Below are 16,250 nucleotides of genomic sequence, written 5' to 3' on the forward strand. Positions count from 1 at the left end.
AACAACTCGGGGCTGAATAAAACAGCCCCGGTTACTTAACTTTTTGCTAGAAGGCTCAACCTACGCGGTAGTTTGGCGCTTCTTTGGTGATTTGCACGTCGTGAACGTGGGATTCGGCCATGCCAGCGCCGGTGATCCGCACGAACTCAGGCTTGGTGCGCATTTCTTCGATGTCGGCACTGCCGGTGTAGCCCATCGAGGAACGCAGGCCGCCCATCAGTTGGTGGATGATGGCGCTCAGGGTGCCCTTGTAAGGAACACGCCCTTCGATACCTTCCGGAACCAGTTTCTCGGCGCCTGCCGAGGAGTCCTGGAAGTAACGGTCGGAGGAACCTTGAGCCTGGGACATGGCGCCCAGCGAACCCATGCCACGGTAAGCCTTGTACGAACGACCCTGGAACAGTTCGATCTCGCCTGGTGCTTCTTCAGTACCGGCGAACATCGAGCCCATCATCACGCAGGAAGCACCGGCAACGATGGCCTTGGACAGGTCACCGGAGAAACGGATGCCGCCGTCGGCGATCAACGGAACGCCTGTGCCTTCAAGGGCAGCGGCGACGTTGGCGATGGCACTGATTTGCGGGACACCGACACCGGCAACGATACGGGTGGTGCAGATCGAGCCTGGGCCGATACCGACCTTGACGGCGTCGGCGCCTGCTTCGGCCAGAGCCTTGGCGGCAGCGCCGGTGGCGATGTTGCCGCCAATGACCTGCACTTCAGGGAAGTTCTGCTTGACCCAGCGAACGCGGTCGATCACACCTTTGGAGTGGCCGTGAGCGGTGTCGACCACCACCACGTCAACGCCGGCATTGACCAGGGCGGCTACGCGATCACCGGTGTCTTTACCGGTACCGACTGCAGCGCCAACACGCAGACGACCTTGATCGTCCTTGCTGGCCAATGGGTAAGCCTTGGCTTTTTCGATGTCGTTGACGGTCATCATGCCTTTGAGGGCAAATTTGTCGTCGACGATCAGCACGCGTTCAATACGGTTTTTGTGCAACAACTCGCGGACGTCGTTCTTGTCGGCGCCTTCCTTGACCGTGACCAGACGCTCTTTAGGCGTCATCACTTCACGGACCGAGGCGTCCATACGGTTCTCGAAACGCACGTCACGGGAAGTGACGATGCCGACCAGGTCGCCGTCGTGCAGTACCGGAACGCCGGAGATATTGTGCATGCGGGTCAGTTCGAACAGCTCACGAACCGTGGCGTCAGCCTCGATGGTGATCGGGTCCTTGACCACGCCGGCCTCGTAACGCTTGACCTTACGCACTTCGGCAGCTTGCTGCTCGATGGTCATGTTCTTGTGGATGATGCCGATGCCACCTTCCTGAGCCATGGCGATTGCCAGACGGGCTTCAGTGACGGTGTCCATGGCGGCAGAAACCAGAGGAATATTCAGCTCGATGCCACGGGTTAGGCGGGTCTTGAGACTGACTTCGTTAGGAAGCACCTCGGAATAACCAGGCACTAGGAGAATGTCGTCGAATGTCAGAGCTTCTTGGCTGATACGCAGCATCGCGGGGGCTCCCGAGCGGGAAAATGGAAGCGCGCCATTATAGTCAGACACCCCCTCGGGTTCAATGTAAAACTCTGTCTATTATCGATGCGGTCGATCGACGGGGATTTTGCGCACAAATCCCGTAGGAGCGAGGCTTGCCCGCGAAGGCGTCATCACTGACGCTAAAAGCTTCGCGGGCAAGCCTCGCTCCTACATTTACAGTTCGACTTTCACCCAGCTAACGGGTTGATCGAGCCAATCGGCAAATTCGTCGATAAAGCTCTGCTTGAATCCGGCCTCGGCCCAGTTGTTGAAGATAAAACCCAGGTTGGAAAAGCCGCATTCCTGCAGGAAAAGAAAGCCGTTGATGTCATCTTCATGTCCGCATTCCGGACAAGTGAAGTTATCGGTACGCCCCGGCATCCATTCTTCCAGGCTTTCGAACAGCGCTTCGCCGACTTCCTTGCGGCACTCGGCGCAGCCCGCCTCCTCAAGGAAACCCTTGGCCGGCGTATAGATGCAGCGCTTGGTGATGATTTCCAGGCCATTGATCGGTTCGCCGAACGGCAGCGCTTCAGGATGCAGCACGACAGCGCGGGCACCATCGCCGATGGCATGAGCCATGCGGTTGCCGGTGCGGCCGCAGGTGGTCAGTTCTTCCTTGATGATGTTCTTGCGCACCAGCCAACGCACGACCGCCCGAGCCCGGGGTTCGTGTACCGGCAGTGTGGAGATTTTCGGGACGATGATGCTTTGCGAATTCATGGTGCGGCCTGCTGCGAACACTTTAAAGAAGCCCGGCAGCTTAAGCACCCGGCTTCAGAGGTCAAGTACTCAAATATCGTCCGATCAAGGCAATCCCACTGGCCAGCACCAACCAGGTCACCAGCCGCACAAACTCCTCGCGGGACAATCTCATGGTCAATCGCCGGCCTATCCACAGCCCCAATGCCATGGCCGGCAACAAACACAGCGCCAATACCAACAAGGGTAGCTCGGCATACACACCCGCGACAGCAAACAGGCTCAAGCGCACCACGGTGCTGCAACTGATCAGCGCACTCTGGGTGGCCCGGGCGGTATCCTTGGGCAGTCGACTGTTCAAATAGATCGCATATAAAAAGCCGCCACTACCAAACAACGCCCCGAACATCCCGCCTACCGTGCCCATCGGCACTGCCCAAGCGGCGGCTAATTGCGTCGGCCGGGCGTTGACCCACAGGCTGTAAACCGCATAGAGGCTGATGAACAAGCCCATCAACAGCAACAATAGATCGGATTTGAGGTTCAGCAGAAAGATCACCCCCAGCGTGCAGCCCAGCGCCATGCATGGCAGCAGCCGCAGCAACTCGGGCTTCGCCACATCCCGCCGCGACGGCAGCAGATTGCCGAACGCCGCGACGAAATCCAGCAGCACCAGCAGCGGTACGATTTTCGACAGCGGCATGAACAGGATCAGAATCGGCCCCGCCACCAACGCGGTGCCGAAACCGGCGATACCGAACACGATGTAGGCCAAGGCGATGCCCAACCCGATCACCAGCCAATCCGTCGCGCCGAATGGCCATTGGTGCAACAACTCAAGCACGTTCATCTAAACATCTTCCTTGAATACCTGTGATCACTGTAGGAGCTGCCGAAGGCTGCGATCTTTTGATCTTAAAAATCAATATCAAAAGATCGCAGCCTTCGGCAGCTCCTACAGGGGATCGTGCATTGCGTAGGAGATTGCCTTTATCATGCGCCCCATGATTAAAGATCCCTTTGCAAGACTCGGCCTGGACCGTGAAGTCCTGACTGTCAGCCAGCTCAACGGCCGCGCGCGGGTGTTGCTTGAAGACGTGTTCAGCAACATCTGGGTTGAAGGCGAAATCTCAAACCTCGCCCGCCCGGCGTCCGGCCATGTGTATTTCACCCTCAAGGACAGCGGTGCCCAGGTGCGTTGCGCACTGTTCCGGCAGAACGCGGCGCGGGTTCGTCAGGCATTGAAGGATGGCCTGGCGGTCAAGGTCCGCGGCAAGGTTTCGCTGTTCGAGGGCCGCGGCGACTATCAGCTGATCCTCGATACCGTGGAGCCTGCAGGTGACGGTGCGCTGCGTCTGGCCTTCGATGCGTTGAAGGAAAAACTCAGCGCCGAAGGCCTGTTCAGTGCCGAGCGCAAAGTACCGCTGCCGGCGCATCCGCAACGCATCGGCATCATCAGCTCGCCGACTGGCGCGGTGATCCGCGACATCATCAGCGTATTCCGCCGCCGCGCGCCGCAAGTGCAGCTGACGCTGATCCCCACTGCCGTGCAGGGCCGCGAAGCCACCGCGCAGATTGTCCGCGCACTGAAACTGGCGGACGCCCGCGGTTTCGACGCGCTGATCCTGGCCCGTGGCGGCGGTTCGCTGGAAGACCTATGGTGCTTCAACGAAGAAGCCGTGGCCCGCGCCGTGGATGCTTGCGTGACGCCAATTGTCAGCGCCGTCGGCCATGAAACCGACGTATCGATCAGCGACTTCGTGGCCGACGTCCGCGCCCCGACGCCTTCCGCCGCCGCCGAACTGCTCGCACCGGATTCCAGCGACCTGGTTCGTCGGGTCGAAAGCCTGCATCGACGGCTGGTGATGCGCATCCGCGACCGTTTGATGCGTGATCGACTGCGCCTGGAAGGCATGTCTCGTCGCCTTCGTCATCCCGGCGAACGTCTGCGCCAGCAAGCGCAACGCCTTGATGACCTGGACATGCGCATGCGCCGCGCGTTCGAACGCAGCCTCAATACCCGCCGCGAACGCTTGATCCGTCTGGAAACCCGCCTCGCCGGGCAACATCCGGGACGGCAACTGGCAATGCTTCGTCAGCGCCTTGACAGCTTCGCCGAGCGCCTGCCGCGTGCCATGCGCGAAGGGCTCAAGTCCCGTCGCCTGCAACTGCAAAGTCAGGTGCAGACGCTGCAGGTGGTCAGCCCTCTTGCGACCCTCGCCCGTGGCTACAGCATTCTGTTGGATGAACGCGGCAACGCGATTCGCAGCGCCGAGCAAACCCATACGGGTCAGCGCCTGAAAGCCAAACTCGGCAACGGCGAGCTACACGTTCGGGTTGAAGACAATCACCTGACGCCCGTCACCCTTTCTTTACTGGATTGATCCATGCCGCGTTTTTTAGCTCCGCTGCTGTTGCTGTGCCTGACCTTCAACGCCCACGCCGACAGTTACATCACCCGCCTGCTGGACAAACCGGTGCCGGGCGGCGTGGCGGTGGTCGATCTCGGCACATCCGCCCAAGCACCGAAGGCCAGCTATCAAGGCAAACCGGTGTTGGTGGTCAAGGAACAGAACAATTGGCTGGCGATTGTCGGCGTGCCGTTGACGGTTAAACCGGGCACACAGCAAGTCAGTAGCGGCGGTCGTAATCTGAGTTTCACGGTCGGCAGCAAGAAATACCCGGAACAGCACATCACCCTGAAGAATACGCAACAGGTCAATCCGAACCCGGAGAATCTCAAGCGCATCGAAGGCGAACTGGCCGAACAGATCCAGGCTTATCGCAGCTTCAGCCCGATTACCCCGAGCAACCTGCTGCTGGACAAACCGGTCAACGGCCCGCTGTCGAGCAAGTTCGGTGTGCGCCGGTTCTTCAATGGTGAAGAGCGTAATCCTCACGCCGGCCTGGACTTCGCCGTGCCTGCCGGTACGCCGATCAAGACCCCGGCTGCCGGCAAGGTGATCCTGATCGGTAACTACTTTTTCAACGGCAACACGGTGTTCGTCGATCACGGGCAGGGCTTTATCAGCATGTTCTGCCACCTGTCGAAAATCGACGTGAAGGTGGGCCAGCCATTGGCCCATGGTGGAGTGGTAGGAAAAGTCGGTTCCACCGGGCGCGCGACCGGGCCGCATATGCACTGGAACGTCAGCCTGAATGATGCGCGGGTTGATCCAGCGATTTTCATTGGGGCGTTTCAACCATAAATTGTCGTTGTGGCGTCCGGCCTCTTCGCGAGCAGGCTCGCTCCCACATTTGATCTTTGTCGCACCGAAGATCCACTGTGGGAGCGAGCCTGCTCGCGAAGAGGCCATCACTGCCGCCGCTTATTCAGCCTCAAGGTCTTCAATCCCATGGACTTCCCTGTGTGCCAGACACTCTTTGACCCAGGTTTGAGTGTCCTCCGAGAAGCCGGTCAATTCCTCAGACGTGATCAACTCTCGGGCACACAGCCCGAGCAAGTGAGAGCGGGCCTCATGTCGTGAGAACCTGAAAACACCAAACGCCCAATACAGCTCTTTTTGCCCGGCCTGCAGCAGTTCCTCGCTGGCTTCTATCCGCTCATAGGGCACCAGACTTTTATCCAGCACCGTACGCTCGACCTCCTCCATGATGCGGATACACATGCGCTCATGGGCCAACGGACGCAACGCGCTATAAAGCTTCCAATCTGACTCGTTCATCGCCGACTCCTGCCTGCCAGTAGTCCTGTTGAGTCTTTAAGAATAGCCGCCCTGACCGAGCCGCAGCCGCCAACTTTCAATTGCGCATCGTTCAAACCTCGCGCAAACATAAAAACAATCACCACCACTCACCGCAATAAAATCTCGATAAAGAAGACTTTTAGAGGATTCCTCTCAATTTTTTTCGACCGCTTGCCATCCTTCACCCTCGCGGTTAGGGTTGAGGGCATGAAAACCTCTCACACCCTCATTCAGCTTCGCCAGCACCGCAGCCTGTGCCTTGTCAGTGCACGACTGCCGGGCTGAATTTGCGGTGCCTCGCCCTACGCTTTCCCCCAAGAACATTTGATCCACCGGCAGGCCGCCTTTTTTCGGCCCACACAATAAGGATTTCCCGATGAGCATGCTCAAAGACCCGTCTTCGAAATACCGCGCGTTCCCGACCATCGACATCCCGGACCGCACCTGGCCGTCGAAGACCATTACCGCCGCGCCGATCTGGTGCAGCTCCGACCTTCGTGACGGTAACCAGTCGCTGATCGAGCCAATGGACGCGGTCAAGAAGCTGCGTTTCTGGAAAACCCTGGTGTCGGTCGGCGTGAAAGAAATCGAAGCGTCGTTCCCGGCGGCTTCGCAAACCGACTTCGACTTCGTGCGTACCCTGATCGAAGGCAACCACATCCCGGACGACACCACCATTCAGGTGCTGACCCAGGGCCGTGAAGATTTGATCGAGCGCACCTTCGAATCCCTGCGCGGAGCGAAGAAAGCCATCGTTCACCTGTACAACGCCACCTCCCCTTCTTTCCGCCGCATTGTCTTCAACCAGGACAAGGAAGGGGTCAAGGCCATTGCCGTGAACGCGGCCAAGCTGTTCGTCAAATATGCCGCCCAACAGCCAAACACCGAGTGGACTTTCGAATACTCGCCAGAAACCTTCAGCGCCACCGAGCTCGAGTTCGCCAAAGAAGTCTGCGACGCGGTGATTGAAGTCTGGAACCCGACGCCTGAGCACAAGGTGATCCTCAACCTGCCGGCTACCGTCGAATGCGCGACCCCGAACATCTATGCCGACCAGATCGAATGGTTCGGCCGTCACATCAACCGTCGTGACAGCGTGATCATCAGCCTGCACACCCACAACGACCGTGGCACGGGTGTTGCCGCCACCGAGCTGGGCCTGATGGCCGGCGCCGACCGTGTCGAAGGCTGCCTGTTCGGCAACGGCGAGCGCACCGGTAACGTCGATCTCGTGACCGTGGCACTGAACCTCTACACCCAGGGCATTCACCCTGAGCTGGACTTCTCCGACATCGACGGCGTGCGTAAAGTCGTCGAAGAATGCAACCAGATCCAAGTGCACCCACGTCACCCGTACGTCGGCGACCTGGTTCACACCGCGTTCTCCGGCTCCCACCAGGACGCCATCCGCAAGGGCTTCGCCCAGCAGAAACCGGACGCTCTGTGGGAAGTGCCGTACTTGCCGATCGACCCGGCCGACATCGGCCGCAGCTACGAGGCGGTGATCCGCGTCAACAGCCAGTCGGGCAAGGGCGGTATCGCCTACCTGCTGGAACAGGAATACGGCATCAGCTTGCCGCGTCGCATGCAGATCGAATTCAGCCAGGTTGTGCAGCGGGAAACCGACCGTCTGGGCCTCGAGATGACGGCTCAGCAGATCCACGCGCTGCTGCACAGCGAGTACTTGCAAGCCAACACGCCGTACGCGCTGGTCAGCCATCGCCTGCAAGAAGAAAACGGTCACAGCGCCGTGGAAGTGGAAGTCTCTGGTAAAGGCCAGGGCGAAACCAACCTGCACTGGCGTGGCAAGGGCAACGGTGCCCTGGAAGCGCTGGTGGCCGGTCTGCCGATTCCGGTGGAAATCATGGACTACAACGAACACGCCATCGGCGCGGGCACCAATGCCAAGGCTGCGGCCTACATTGAACTGCGCGTGAACGGTGAGCGTGCGGTGCACGGTGTGGGTATCGATGAAAACATCACCACTGCCAGCTTCAAGGCCCTGTTCAGCGCACTGAACCGCTCGCTGAGCCAGCCGGAAGCGAAAGCGGCGTAAGCCTTCGCTGAAATGCAAAAGGCCCCGGGGTGAGAACCTCGGGGCCTTTTTGTTGATCGTTCCCACGCTCTGCGTGGGAATGCAGCCCGTGACGCTCCGCGTCACTGGACGCGGAGCGTCCCTTGAGGCATTCCCACGCAGAGCGTGGGAACGATCGGTTACGTGAACTCGAAAGTATCGGCATCCAGGTTCGCTGGAAAGCGTGTGCGGTAAGCCGCCAGTTCCGCCGCGTCCAGAACGACCTTGAACACGCCATCCGCTTCGCCAGCGCTGAGCAATGTCTCACCCTGGAAGTCCAGCACTTGACTGTCACCGGTATAGGCAAAGCCTTTGCCATCGGTACCGATGCGATTCACCGCCGCCACGTAGCAGAGGTTTTCGATCGCCCGCGCTGGCAGCAAACGGTTCCAGTGCTGACGCCGCGCACCCGGCCAGTTGGCGGTGTACAGCAACAGGTCGGTATCCTGAGAATCGCGACTCCAGACCGGAAAGCGCAGGTCGTAGCAAATCAGCGGCCGCACTCGCCAGCCCTTGAGCTCGAACTGCACCTGGCGTTCACCCGGCGTGTAGTGGTTGTGCTCACCGGCCATGCGGAACAGATGGCGCTTGTCGTAGTGCCACACCTCCCCGTCCGGCCGCGCCCACAACAGGCGATTGCGATGGCTGCCGTCAGCCGCCTGGACGATCACGCTGCCGGTGATCACCGCATCCAGTTTCGCAGCCTGAACCCGCAGCCATTTGCTGGTCGGACCATTTTCCGGCTCGGCGAGGGTTTCCGACTCCATGGAAAAACCGGTGGTGAACATCTCCGGCAGGATGATCAGGTCAGCGCCGCGAGCCTGTTCCAGCAACGGCTCGAAATGCTCCAGATTGGCCTGACGATCGTGCCAGGCCAGGGTGGTCTGGATCAGTGCGATGTTCAGATTGGGTAGCGCGCTCAGATCACGCATAGTTTTGCCGCTGCTTCACGCAGGGTCTCCTCACGTTTGGCGAAGCACAGGCGCACCAGGCGCTGGCCTTCGGGCGGAGTCTGGTAGAACACCGAGATCGGGATGCTCGCCACGCCATGTTCGCGGGTCATCCACAACGCCATCTCGACATCGTTGAGGTCCGGACGAATCTGCGAGTAATCGACCAACTGGAAATAAGTACCGGCCACTCGGGTGAAGCTGAAACGCGACGGCGTCAGCAGATCACAGAACAGATCGCGCTTGGCCTGATAGAACGCCGGCAGTTCTTCGACGTGTTCCGGGTGCTCGGCCATGAAGTCGGCCAAGGCATATTGCAGCGGTGTTACGCCGCAGAAACTGACGTATTGGTGAACCTTGCGCAGCTCGGCGGTGAGGGCCGGCGGTGCGACCACGTAGCCGGTTTTCCAGCCAGTGACGTGGTAAGTCTTGCCGAAGGAACTGACGACGAATGCCCGTTGATACAACTCTTCATGAGCCAGCACGCTAACGTGGGGCACGCCATCGAACACCAGGTGTTCGTAGACCTCATCGCTGATGACATAGATGTCGCGATCGCGAATCAACACCGCCAGCTGATCCAGTTCGGCACGGCTGATCAGTGCGCCGCTTGGGTTATGAGGGGCGTTGAGGATGATCATCCGCGTGCGTGGGGTAATGGCTTCACCCAGCTTCTGGAAGTCGATGGCGAAGTCATTCAGGCCCAACTGCACATGGACGCAGCGACCTCCGGCCAGCTCAACCGACGGCTCGTAACTGTCGTAGGCCGGATCGAAGACAATCACTTCGTCGCCGCTGTGGATAACGGCCTGAATGGCGCAGAAGATCGCCTGGGTTGCACCGGGAGTGACTGTCACTTCATGGTCGGCATCCACATTGACGCCGTAGCTGCGGGCGATCTTCGCCGCAATCTGCTGACGCAATGCCGGCAGGCCGGTCATCGGCGAATACTGGTTGTGGCCATTGGCGATATGCCGACCAACAGCATCGCACAGGGCCTGCGGGGCATCGAAATCGGGAAAACCCTGGGACAGATTCAGCGCCCCGGTTTGCGCCGCGAGCTGAGACATCTGAGTGAAGATAGTGATGCCGACATTCGGCAGCTTACTGGTGATCATCGGTGATTCCCTGCTCTACACCCGGCGCTAACGGCGGCGCGGGAGAGTCCGAGGATAGCCCATCCGTCGCCCATAAAAAAAGGGTACCAACTGGCACCCTTCTCTATATCGATCGTTCCCACGCTCTGCGTGGGAACGATCATCGGCAGCCTTGAATCAACGCTTGTCGCGGCGCTTCTTGTCGGCTTTCTTGTGGTGCGACATCATGCGACGCTTCTTGTTGACCTGACGGTCGGTGAGCGAGTTCTTGTTGCCTTCGTACGGGTTCTCGCCACCCTTGAACTCGATGCGGATCGGCGTACCGACCAGCTTCAAGACACGACGGTAAGTGTTTTCCAGATAACGCACGTAAGACTTCGGCACCTTCTCGATCTGGTTACCGTGAATCACGATGATCGGCGGGTTCGCGCCACCCAAGTGGGCATAACGCAGCTTGATCCGGCGGTTGTTGACCATCGGCGGCGCGTGCTCACCAACTGCATCTTCCAGAATCGTGGTCAGGCGGTTGGTTGGCCAGCGGGTGACCGCAGACTTGAACGAGTTCTGTACGGAGGCGTAGAGGTTGCCCACGCCCGTGCCGTGCAGGGCCGAGATGAAGTGAATGTCGGCGTAGTCGACGAAGAACAGTCGACGTTGCAGCTCGACCTTCACGAAGTCGCGCTCGCTCGGCGTCATGCCGTCCCACTTGTTGATCGCGATAACCAGCGCACGACCCGACTCAATGGCGAAGCCCAGCAGGTTGAGATCGTGATCGACCACGCCTTCGCGGGCGTCCATCACAAAGATCACCACGTTGGCGTCTTTGATCGCCTGCAGGGTCTTGACCACGGAGAATTTTTCGACTTCTTCATGGATCTTGCCGCGCTTGCGCACACCGGCGGTGTCGATCAGCGTGTACTTCTCGTCGTTACGCTCGAACGGGATGTAGATGCTGTCGCGGGTGGTGCCGGGCTCGTCATAGACGATTACCCGGTCTTCACCGAGCATGCGATTGACCAGGGTCGACTTGCCGACGTTTGGACGGCCGATGATAGCGATCTTGATCCCGTCTTTTTCACTTGGGCCAGGAATGCGCTTGGCTTCCTCGCCTTCGGCAACGATCTCTTCCTCGCCTTCTTCCAGCTCGTCATCGTCTTTCGGGAAGTCGCTCAGAGCGATTTCCAGCATCTGGGTGATGCCACGACCATGAGCACCGGCGATCGGGATCGCGTGGCCCATGCCCAACGGGGCGAATTCGGCGCGGGCCATTTCAGGGTCGATGTTGTCGACCTTGTTGGCAACCACGTAAGAACGCTTGTTACGTTTGCGCAAATGCTCGGCGATCATCTGGTCGGCGGCGGTGAAACCGGCCTTGGCATCTACCAGGAACAGAACGACATCCGCTTCTTCAATGGCCAGCAGCGACTGCTCGGCCATTTTTTCGTCCATACCGTGCTCGTCACCGGAGATACCGCCGGTGTCGACCAGAATGTAGGAACGCCCTTGCCACTTGGCCTCACCGTATTGGCGATCACGGGTCAGACCGGACAAGTCGCCGACGATGGCGTCGCGAGTCCTGGTCAGGCGGTTGAACAAGGTGGACTTGCCGACGTTCGGTCGGCCCACCAGGGCGATTACGGGAACCATGCGGCTCTCCACTTCGTTATTTCAGAAAATACAAAAGCCGCTGCGAGGCAGCGGCTGGTGCTCGGGGCAGCACTTGGGAGTGCTGCGAACCCCGTAAAACGGGGCTGCCTGGGGTTTAACCCCAAGCATAGCTAAAGGGCCTGCGCTCGCTCATGCTGCGTTAAAAATCAGCTCAGGATGCTCATTGACTAAAGTCAACTCCGCTCCCTCGCTGATTTTTGCCTTGCCTGAACTTCGCTCGGCTCCTTTAGAAAATAATGCTACTTAATGGTCAGGGCTTCCAGTTTGCCGCTGTTGCCATACAGATAAATCGTGTCACCCACCACCAGCGGACGGGCACGCAGGCCGTCGCTGTCGATGCGCTCGCGGCCGACGAAACGACCGTCAACCTGGCTCAGCAGATGCAGGTAACCTTCCATGTCACCGACTGCAACATAGCTGGAGAACACTTCCGGAGCCGACAGTTGACGACGGGCCAGCGAATCGTTGCTCCACAAGGCTGTGGTGGAACGTTCGTCGACGCCTTCAACGGTGCCCGAAGACAGGCTCACGTAAACGCTGCCAAAACCCTGGGCGACACCGGCATAGCTGGAAGCATCACGCTGCCAGAGCTGACGACCGCTTTCCAGATCCAGCGCCGCAACGCGACCCTGATAGCTGGCGACATACAGCGTACCGCCGGACAGCAGCAGGCCACCGTCGATATCGACAACGCGCTCCAGTTCCGAACGGCCTTGTGGAATCGCTACACGTTGTTCCCATACCGGCACGCCGTTGGAAATATCGAGAGCGACCACTTTACCGGTCGACAGGCCAGCCACCGCGAGGCGGTTGGTGACGATCGGCGCACTGGTGCCGCGCAGGGTCAATACCGCTGGAGTGCTGTCATACAACCAGCGCTGGGTACCGGTAGCGGCATCCAGACCGATCAGACGGTCATCCTGAGTCTGAACCACCACCACGTCGCCGTTGTTTGCCGGCGGTGCGAGGACTTCACTGGACACGCGAGCGCGCCATTTCTCTTCACCGCTGCTGGCGTCCAGGGCAACAATTTCGCCCTTGGTCGTACCGAACACAAGCAAACCGTAACCCACGCCAACGGCGCCGGAAACAGGCAGCTCGAGATCTTTCTTCCATTTGACGTCGCCATTGCTGCGATCCATCGCCATCACCACACCGGTGACGTCGGCGGCATAGATGGTATCGCCATCGATCGCCGGAACCAGCATGTTGTACGTTTCGCCCTGACCGTCACCGATCGAACGACTCCACTGCTTTTGCAGAACCACTTCTTCTTTGAAGTCGGTCAATTCGGCCGGTGGCAGTTCTTTTTTGCTGTTGCTGCTGCAACCCGCGGCCAATATGGCCAGAGCCAGCAATGCTGCATGTTTCCAACGAATCACGTCACGCATCCCCTTTGGCCAGGTCGTCCAGCTTGATTTGTAGGCCACCCACTGCCGCTTCATCCGACAGTGCCGCCTTGGCTTTTTGATACGCCGTGTTCGCTTCATCGGTACGACCCAGCTGCACCAGCAGGTCGCCTTTGAGTTCTTCGCGAGTGGCCAGGAATGCTTTATCGGCATCGCCTTCGAGCAGTTTCAGGGCTTCATCGGCCTTGTTCTGCGCGGCCAGCACCTGCGCCAGACGCTGGCGAGCAATTTCGCCCAGCGCCGGGTTGGCCGGTTTGGCGACGATGGCTTTCAGCTCGCTGGCTGCGTCATCCAGCTTGCCGCTGTCGACCGCGACTTTCGCCACGAACAGGCTGCCGTATTGCGCGTAAGCGCTACCGCCGAACTCGCTGTTGAGCTTGCCGGCCAGGTCCGCAACACGGGCGGCATCAGGCTTGCCGTCAGGCGTCAACGTGGTTTCCAGCAGTTGCTGATAGAGCATCGAGGCGCCTTGCGACTGATTGCTCTGATACTTGTGAAAGGCCTGCCAGCCGAACACGATGACCAGCGCCAACAGGCCGCCAGTGACCAGGGGCTTGCCGTTGCGTGTCCACCAGTCCTTCAAATCCGCCAGATGTTCGTCTTCGGTACTCGACACCCCAATACTCCTTAATCGCTAAATCGGCTGTTTGACAGCTTCAACCCTGCACGACGCAGGTGGCCAGGTGTGCAGCAAGCGCATCCCAGGCAATGCTTTGTTGTTCGCCCTGGCCACGCAGGGGTTTGAAACCTACCACTTGCTGGGCCATTTCGTCGTCACCGAGGATCAGCGCGTACAACGCACCGCTCTTGTCGGCTTTCTTGAACTGGCTTTTGAAGCTGCCGGCGCCGGCATTCACTTGCAGGCGCAGGTTGGGCAATTGATCACGAACACGTTCACTCAAGGCCAGACCCGCCAACTCGGCGGCTTCGCCGAAGGCGCAGAGATAGACGTCGACCTGACGGGAGATTTCTTCCGGGATCTGCTCCAGGGTTTCAAGCAACAGCACCAGGCGCTCGATGCCCATGGCGAAACCAACGCCAGTGGTCGGCTTGCCGCCCATCTGCTCTACCAGACCATCGTAACGACCACCGGCACACACGGTGCCTTGAGCGCCCAACTGGTCGGTGACCCATTCGAAAACGGTCTTGCTGTAGTAATCCAGCCCGCGTACCAGCTTCGGGTTGATCACGTAAGGAATGCCGGCGGTGTCCAGGCGAGCCTTGAGGCCCTCGAAGTGCACGCGAGACTCTTCGTCGAGGTAGTCGGCCATTTTCGGCGCGTCGACCAGCACGGCTTGAGTGTCAGCGTTCTTGGTATCCAGAACCCGCAATGGGTTGGTCTTCAAACGGCGCTGGCTGTCTTCGTCCAGCTTGTCCAGGCGGGCCGAGAGGAACTCGACCAGCGCTTCGCGATAGCGACCACGGGACTCAGCGGTGCCCAGGCTGTTGAGTTCGAGCTTGACCGCATCACGGATGCCCAGCTCGCCCCACAGGCGCCAGGTCAGTACGATCAGCTCGGCATCGATGTCCGGACCGTCGAGGTTGAAGACTTCGCAACCGATCTGGTGAAACTGGCGATAACGGCCTTTCTGCGGACGTTCGTGGCGGAACATCGGGCCGATGTACCAGAGTTTCTGCACCTGGCCACCACCGGTGATGCCGTGCTCAAGCACCGCACGCACGCAGGCCGCCGTGCCTTCAGGGCGCAGGGTCAGAGAGTCGCCGTTGCGGTCGTCGAAGGTGTACATCTCTTTTTCGACGATGTCGGTCACTTCACCGATCGAGCGCTTGAACAGTTCGGTGAACTCGACGATCGGCATGCGGATCTGCTTGTAACCGTAGTTATCCAGCAAACGCGAGACGGTGCCCTCGAAATGACGCCACAGGGGAGTCTGCTCGGGCAGGATGTCGTTCATGCCACGTATGGCTTGCAGAGACTTGCTCACTATAAATCCTTAAATTCGTTCGGCTCTTCAGTCGGGCTCAGCCGCGCGCGATAACAGCTGCGTCGGCTTCGACCTTTTCGGCCGCTTTCTGACGGATCAAGCGTTCGAGCTCATCCACCAGATTGTCATTCGTCAGTTTCTGCGACGGCTTGCCGTCGATATAAATCAGGTTTGGCGTGCCGCCGGTCAAGCCGATATGGGCTTCCTTGGCTTCGCCTGGCCCGTTGACCACGCAACCGATGACCGCGACATCCAGCGGCACCAGCAGGTCTTCAAGGCGCCCTTCCAGCTCGTTCATGGTTTTGACCACATCGAAGTTCTGCCGCGAGCAGCTCGGGCAGGCGATGAAGTTGATGCCACGGGAACGCAGGTGCAGGGATTTGAGAATGTCGTAGCCGACTTTCACTTCCTCGACCGGGTCGGCCGCCAACGAGATGCGAATAGTATCGCCAATCCCTTCGGCGAGCAGCATACCGAGGCCCACGGCGGATTTCACCGTGCCTGAGCGCAAACCACCGGCTTCGGTGATGCCCAGGTGCAGCGGCTGAACGATTTCCTTGGCCAGCAAGCGGTAAGCGGCGACGGCCATGAACACATCAGAGGCTTTGACGCTGACCTTGAAGTCCTTGAAATTCAGGCGTTCAAGGTGCTCGACGTGACGCAGGGCGGATTCAACCAGTGCAGCCGGGGTCGGCTCGCCGTATTTCTTTTGCAGGTCTTTTTCCAGGGAACCGGCGTTCACACCAATGCGAATCGGAATCCCGCGATCACGGGCGGCATCGACGACTGCACGCACGCGGTCTTCGCGACCGATATTGCCCGGGTTGATCCGCAGGCAGTCAACGCCCAGTTCGGCTACGCGCAGAGCGATCTTGTAGTCGAAGTGGATGTCGGCAACCAGTGGAACCTTGACCAGTTGCTTGATCTTGCCGAAGGCTTCGGCGGCGTCCATGTCCGGCACGGAAATCCGCACGATATCGACGCCAGCGGCTTCCAGACGATTGATCTGGGCAACGGTGGCGGCTACGTCATTGGTGTCGCTGTTGGTCATGCTCTGCACAGCGATAGGCGCATCGCCGCCGACGGGCACGTTACCGACCCAGATCTTGCGCGATTCGCGACGTTTGATTGGAGATTCGCCGTGCATG

The 16,250-nt window shown here is 59.4% G+C and carries 15 protein-coding genes; 3 read left to right on the top strand and 12 right to left on the bottom strand.

All coding sequences use genetic code 11. From position 1 onward, the window contains the following. Positions 1-55: 55 nt before the first annotated feature. The 3 genes from guaB to ACYZT5_RS18845 form a co-directional block, all read right to left on the bottom strand. Complete coding sequence (guaB, locus tag ACYZT5_RS18835) at positions 56-1,525, bottom strand: IMP dehydrogenase (protein ID WP_462046886.1); 1,470 nt, start codon at positions 1,523-1,525, stop codon at positions 56-58. 198 nt (positions 1,526-1,723) lie between these two features. Continuing rightward, on the bottom strand, positions 1,724-2,272 hold the full coding sequence (locus ACYZT5_RS18840; protein ID WP_462046887.1) for a sugar ABC transporter ATPase: 549 nt from the start codon (positions 2,270-2,272) through the stop codon (positions 1,724-1,726). Positions 2,273-2,333: 61 nt separating this feature from the next. Next, positions 2,334-3,101, bottom strand: a complete 768-nt coding sequence (locus ACYZT5_RS18845) for a sulfite exporter TauE/SafE family protein (protein WP_462046888.1) — start codon at positions 3,099-3,101, stop codon at positions 2,334-2,336. Positions 3,102-3,255: 154 nt separating this feature from the next. Between ACYZT5_RS18845 and xseA the strand changes: the two genes are divergently transcribed. Further along, positions 3,256-4,635 (top strand): exodeoxyribonuclease VII large subunit, encoded by a 1,380-nt coding sequence (xseA, locus tag ACYZT5_RS18850; RefSeq protein WP_462052280.1) that lies wholly within the window; start codon positions 3,256-3,258, stop codon positions 4,633-4,635. A gap of 3 nt (positions 4,636-4,638) precedes the next feature. Beyond that, a complete protein-coding gene (locus tag ACYZT5_RS18855; RefSeq protein ID WP_462046889.1) occupies positions 4,639-5,460 on the top strand; it encodes a peptidoglycan DD-metalloendopeptidase family protein in 822 nt (273 codons plus the stop codon). Between the two features lie 120 nt (positions 5,461-5,580). On the opposite strand, the gene ACYZT5_RS18860 is transcribed toward ACYZT5_RS18855, so the two are convergent. Together ACYZT5_RS18860 and ACYZT5_RS18865 are read right to left on the bottom strand one after the other, a co-directional pair. Further along, on the bottom strand, positions 5,581-5,937 hold the full coding sequence (locus tag ACYZT5_RS18860) for a hypothetical protein (RefSeq protein WP_462046890.1): 357 nt from the start codon (positions 5,935-5,937) through the stop codon (positions 5,581-5,583). Positions 5,938-6,111: 174 nt separating this feature from the next. Further along, positions 6,112-6,342: a hypothetical protein gene (locus ACYZT5_RS18865; protein ID WP_462052281.1), complete on the bottom strand. Its 231-nt coding sequence runs from the start codon at positions 6,340-6,342 to the stop codon at positions 6,112-6,114. On the opposite strand from ACYZT5_RS18865, the gene leuA reads away from it, so the two are divergent. Beyond that, positions 6,335-8,014: a 2-isopropylmalate synthase gene (leuA, locus tag ACYZT5_RS18870; RefSeq protein ID WP_033061480.1), complete on the top strand. Its 1,680-nt coding sequence runs from the start codon at positions 6,335-6,337 to the stop codon at positions 8,012-8,014. The genes ACYZT5_RS18865 and leuA overlap by 8 nt on opposite strands. 158 nt (positions 8,015-8,172) lie before the next feature. Here the strand turns inward: leuA and ACYZT5_RS18875 are convergent, their stop codons facing one another. From ACYZT5_RS18875 to ispG, 7 genes are all read right to left on the bottom strand, one after another. Beyond that, complete coding sequence (locus ACYZT5_RS18875; RefSeq protein WP_462046891.1) at positions 8,173-8,964, bottom strand: amidohydrolase; 792 nt, start codon at positions 8,962-8,964, stop codon at positions 8,173-8,175. Then, positions 8,952-10,100, bottom strand: coding sequence for a pyridoxal phosphate-dependent aminotransferase (locus tag ACYZT5_RS18880; protein ID WP_462046892.1), 1,149 nt, complete (start codon positions 10,098-10,100; stop codon positions 8,952-8,954). Before ACYZT5_RS18880 ends, ACYZT5_RS18875 begins: the two co-directional genes overlap by 13 nt. Positions 10,101-10,256: 156 nt before the next feature. Next, positions 10,257-11,726, bottom strand: a complete 1,470-nt coding sequence (gene der / locus ACYZT5_RS18885; RefSeq protein WP_046046039.1) for a ribosome biogenesis GTPase Der — start codon at positions 11,724-11,726, stop codon at positions 10,257-10,259. Between the two features lie 260 nt (positions 11,727-11,986). Further along, on the bottom strand, positions 11,987-13,138 hold the full coding sequence (bamB, locus tag ACYZT5_RS18890) for an outer membrane protein assembly factor BamB (RefSeq protein ID WP_462046893.1): 1,152 nt from the start codon (positions 13,136-13,138) through the stop codon (positions 11,987-11,989). Then, positions 13,131-13,772, bottom strand: coding sequence for a tetratricopeptide repeat protein (locus ACYZT5_RS18895; RefSeq protein WP_129438184.1), 642 nt, complete (start codon positions 13,770-13,772; stop codon positions 13,131-13,133). The genes bamB and ACYZT5_RS18895 overlap by 8 nt, the downstream gene beginning before the upstream one ends. A 40-nt stretch (positions 13,773-13,812) precedes the next feature. Beyond that, a complete protein-coding gene (hisS, locus tag ACYZT5_RS18900; RefSeq protein ID WP_462046894.1) occupies positions 13,813-15,102 on the bottom strand; it encodes a histidine--tRNA ligase in 1,290 nt (429 codons plus the stop codon). 37 nt (positions 15,103-15,139) lie between these two features. Further along, positions 15,140-16,249, bottom strand: a complete 1,110-nt coding sequence (gene ispG / locus ACYZT5_RS18905) for a flavodoxin-dependent (E)-4-hydroxy-3-methylbut-2-enyl-diphosphate synthase (RefSeq protein WP_149418278.1) — start codon at positions 16,247-16,249, stop codon at positions 15,140-15,142. Between the last annotated feature and the right edge of the window lies 1 nt (position 16,250).

The sequence above is a fragment of the Pseudomonas sp. LB3P14 genome, from assembly GCF_054898045.1.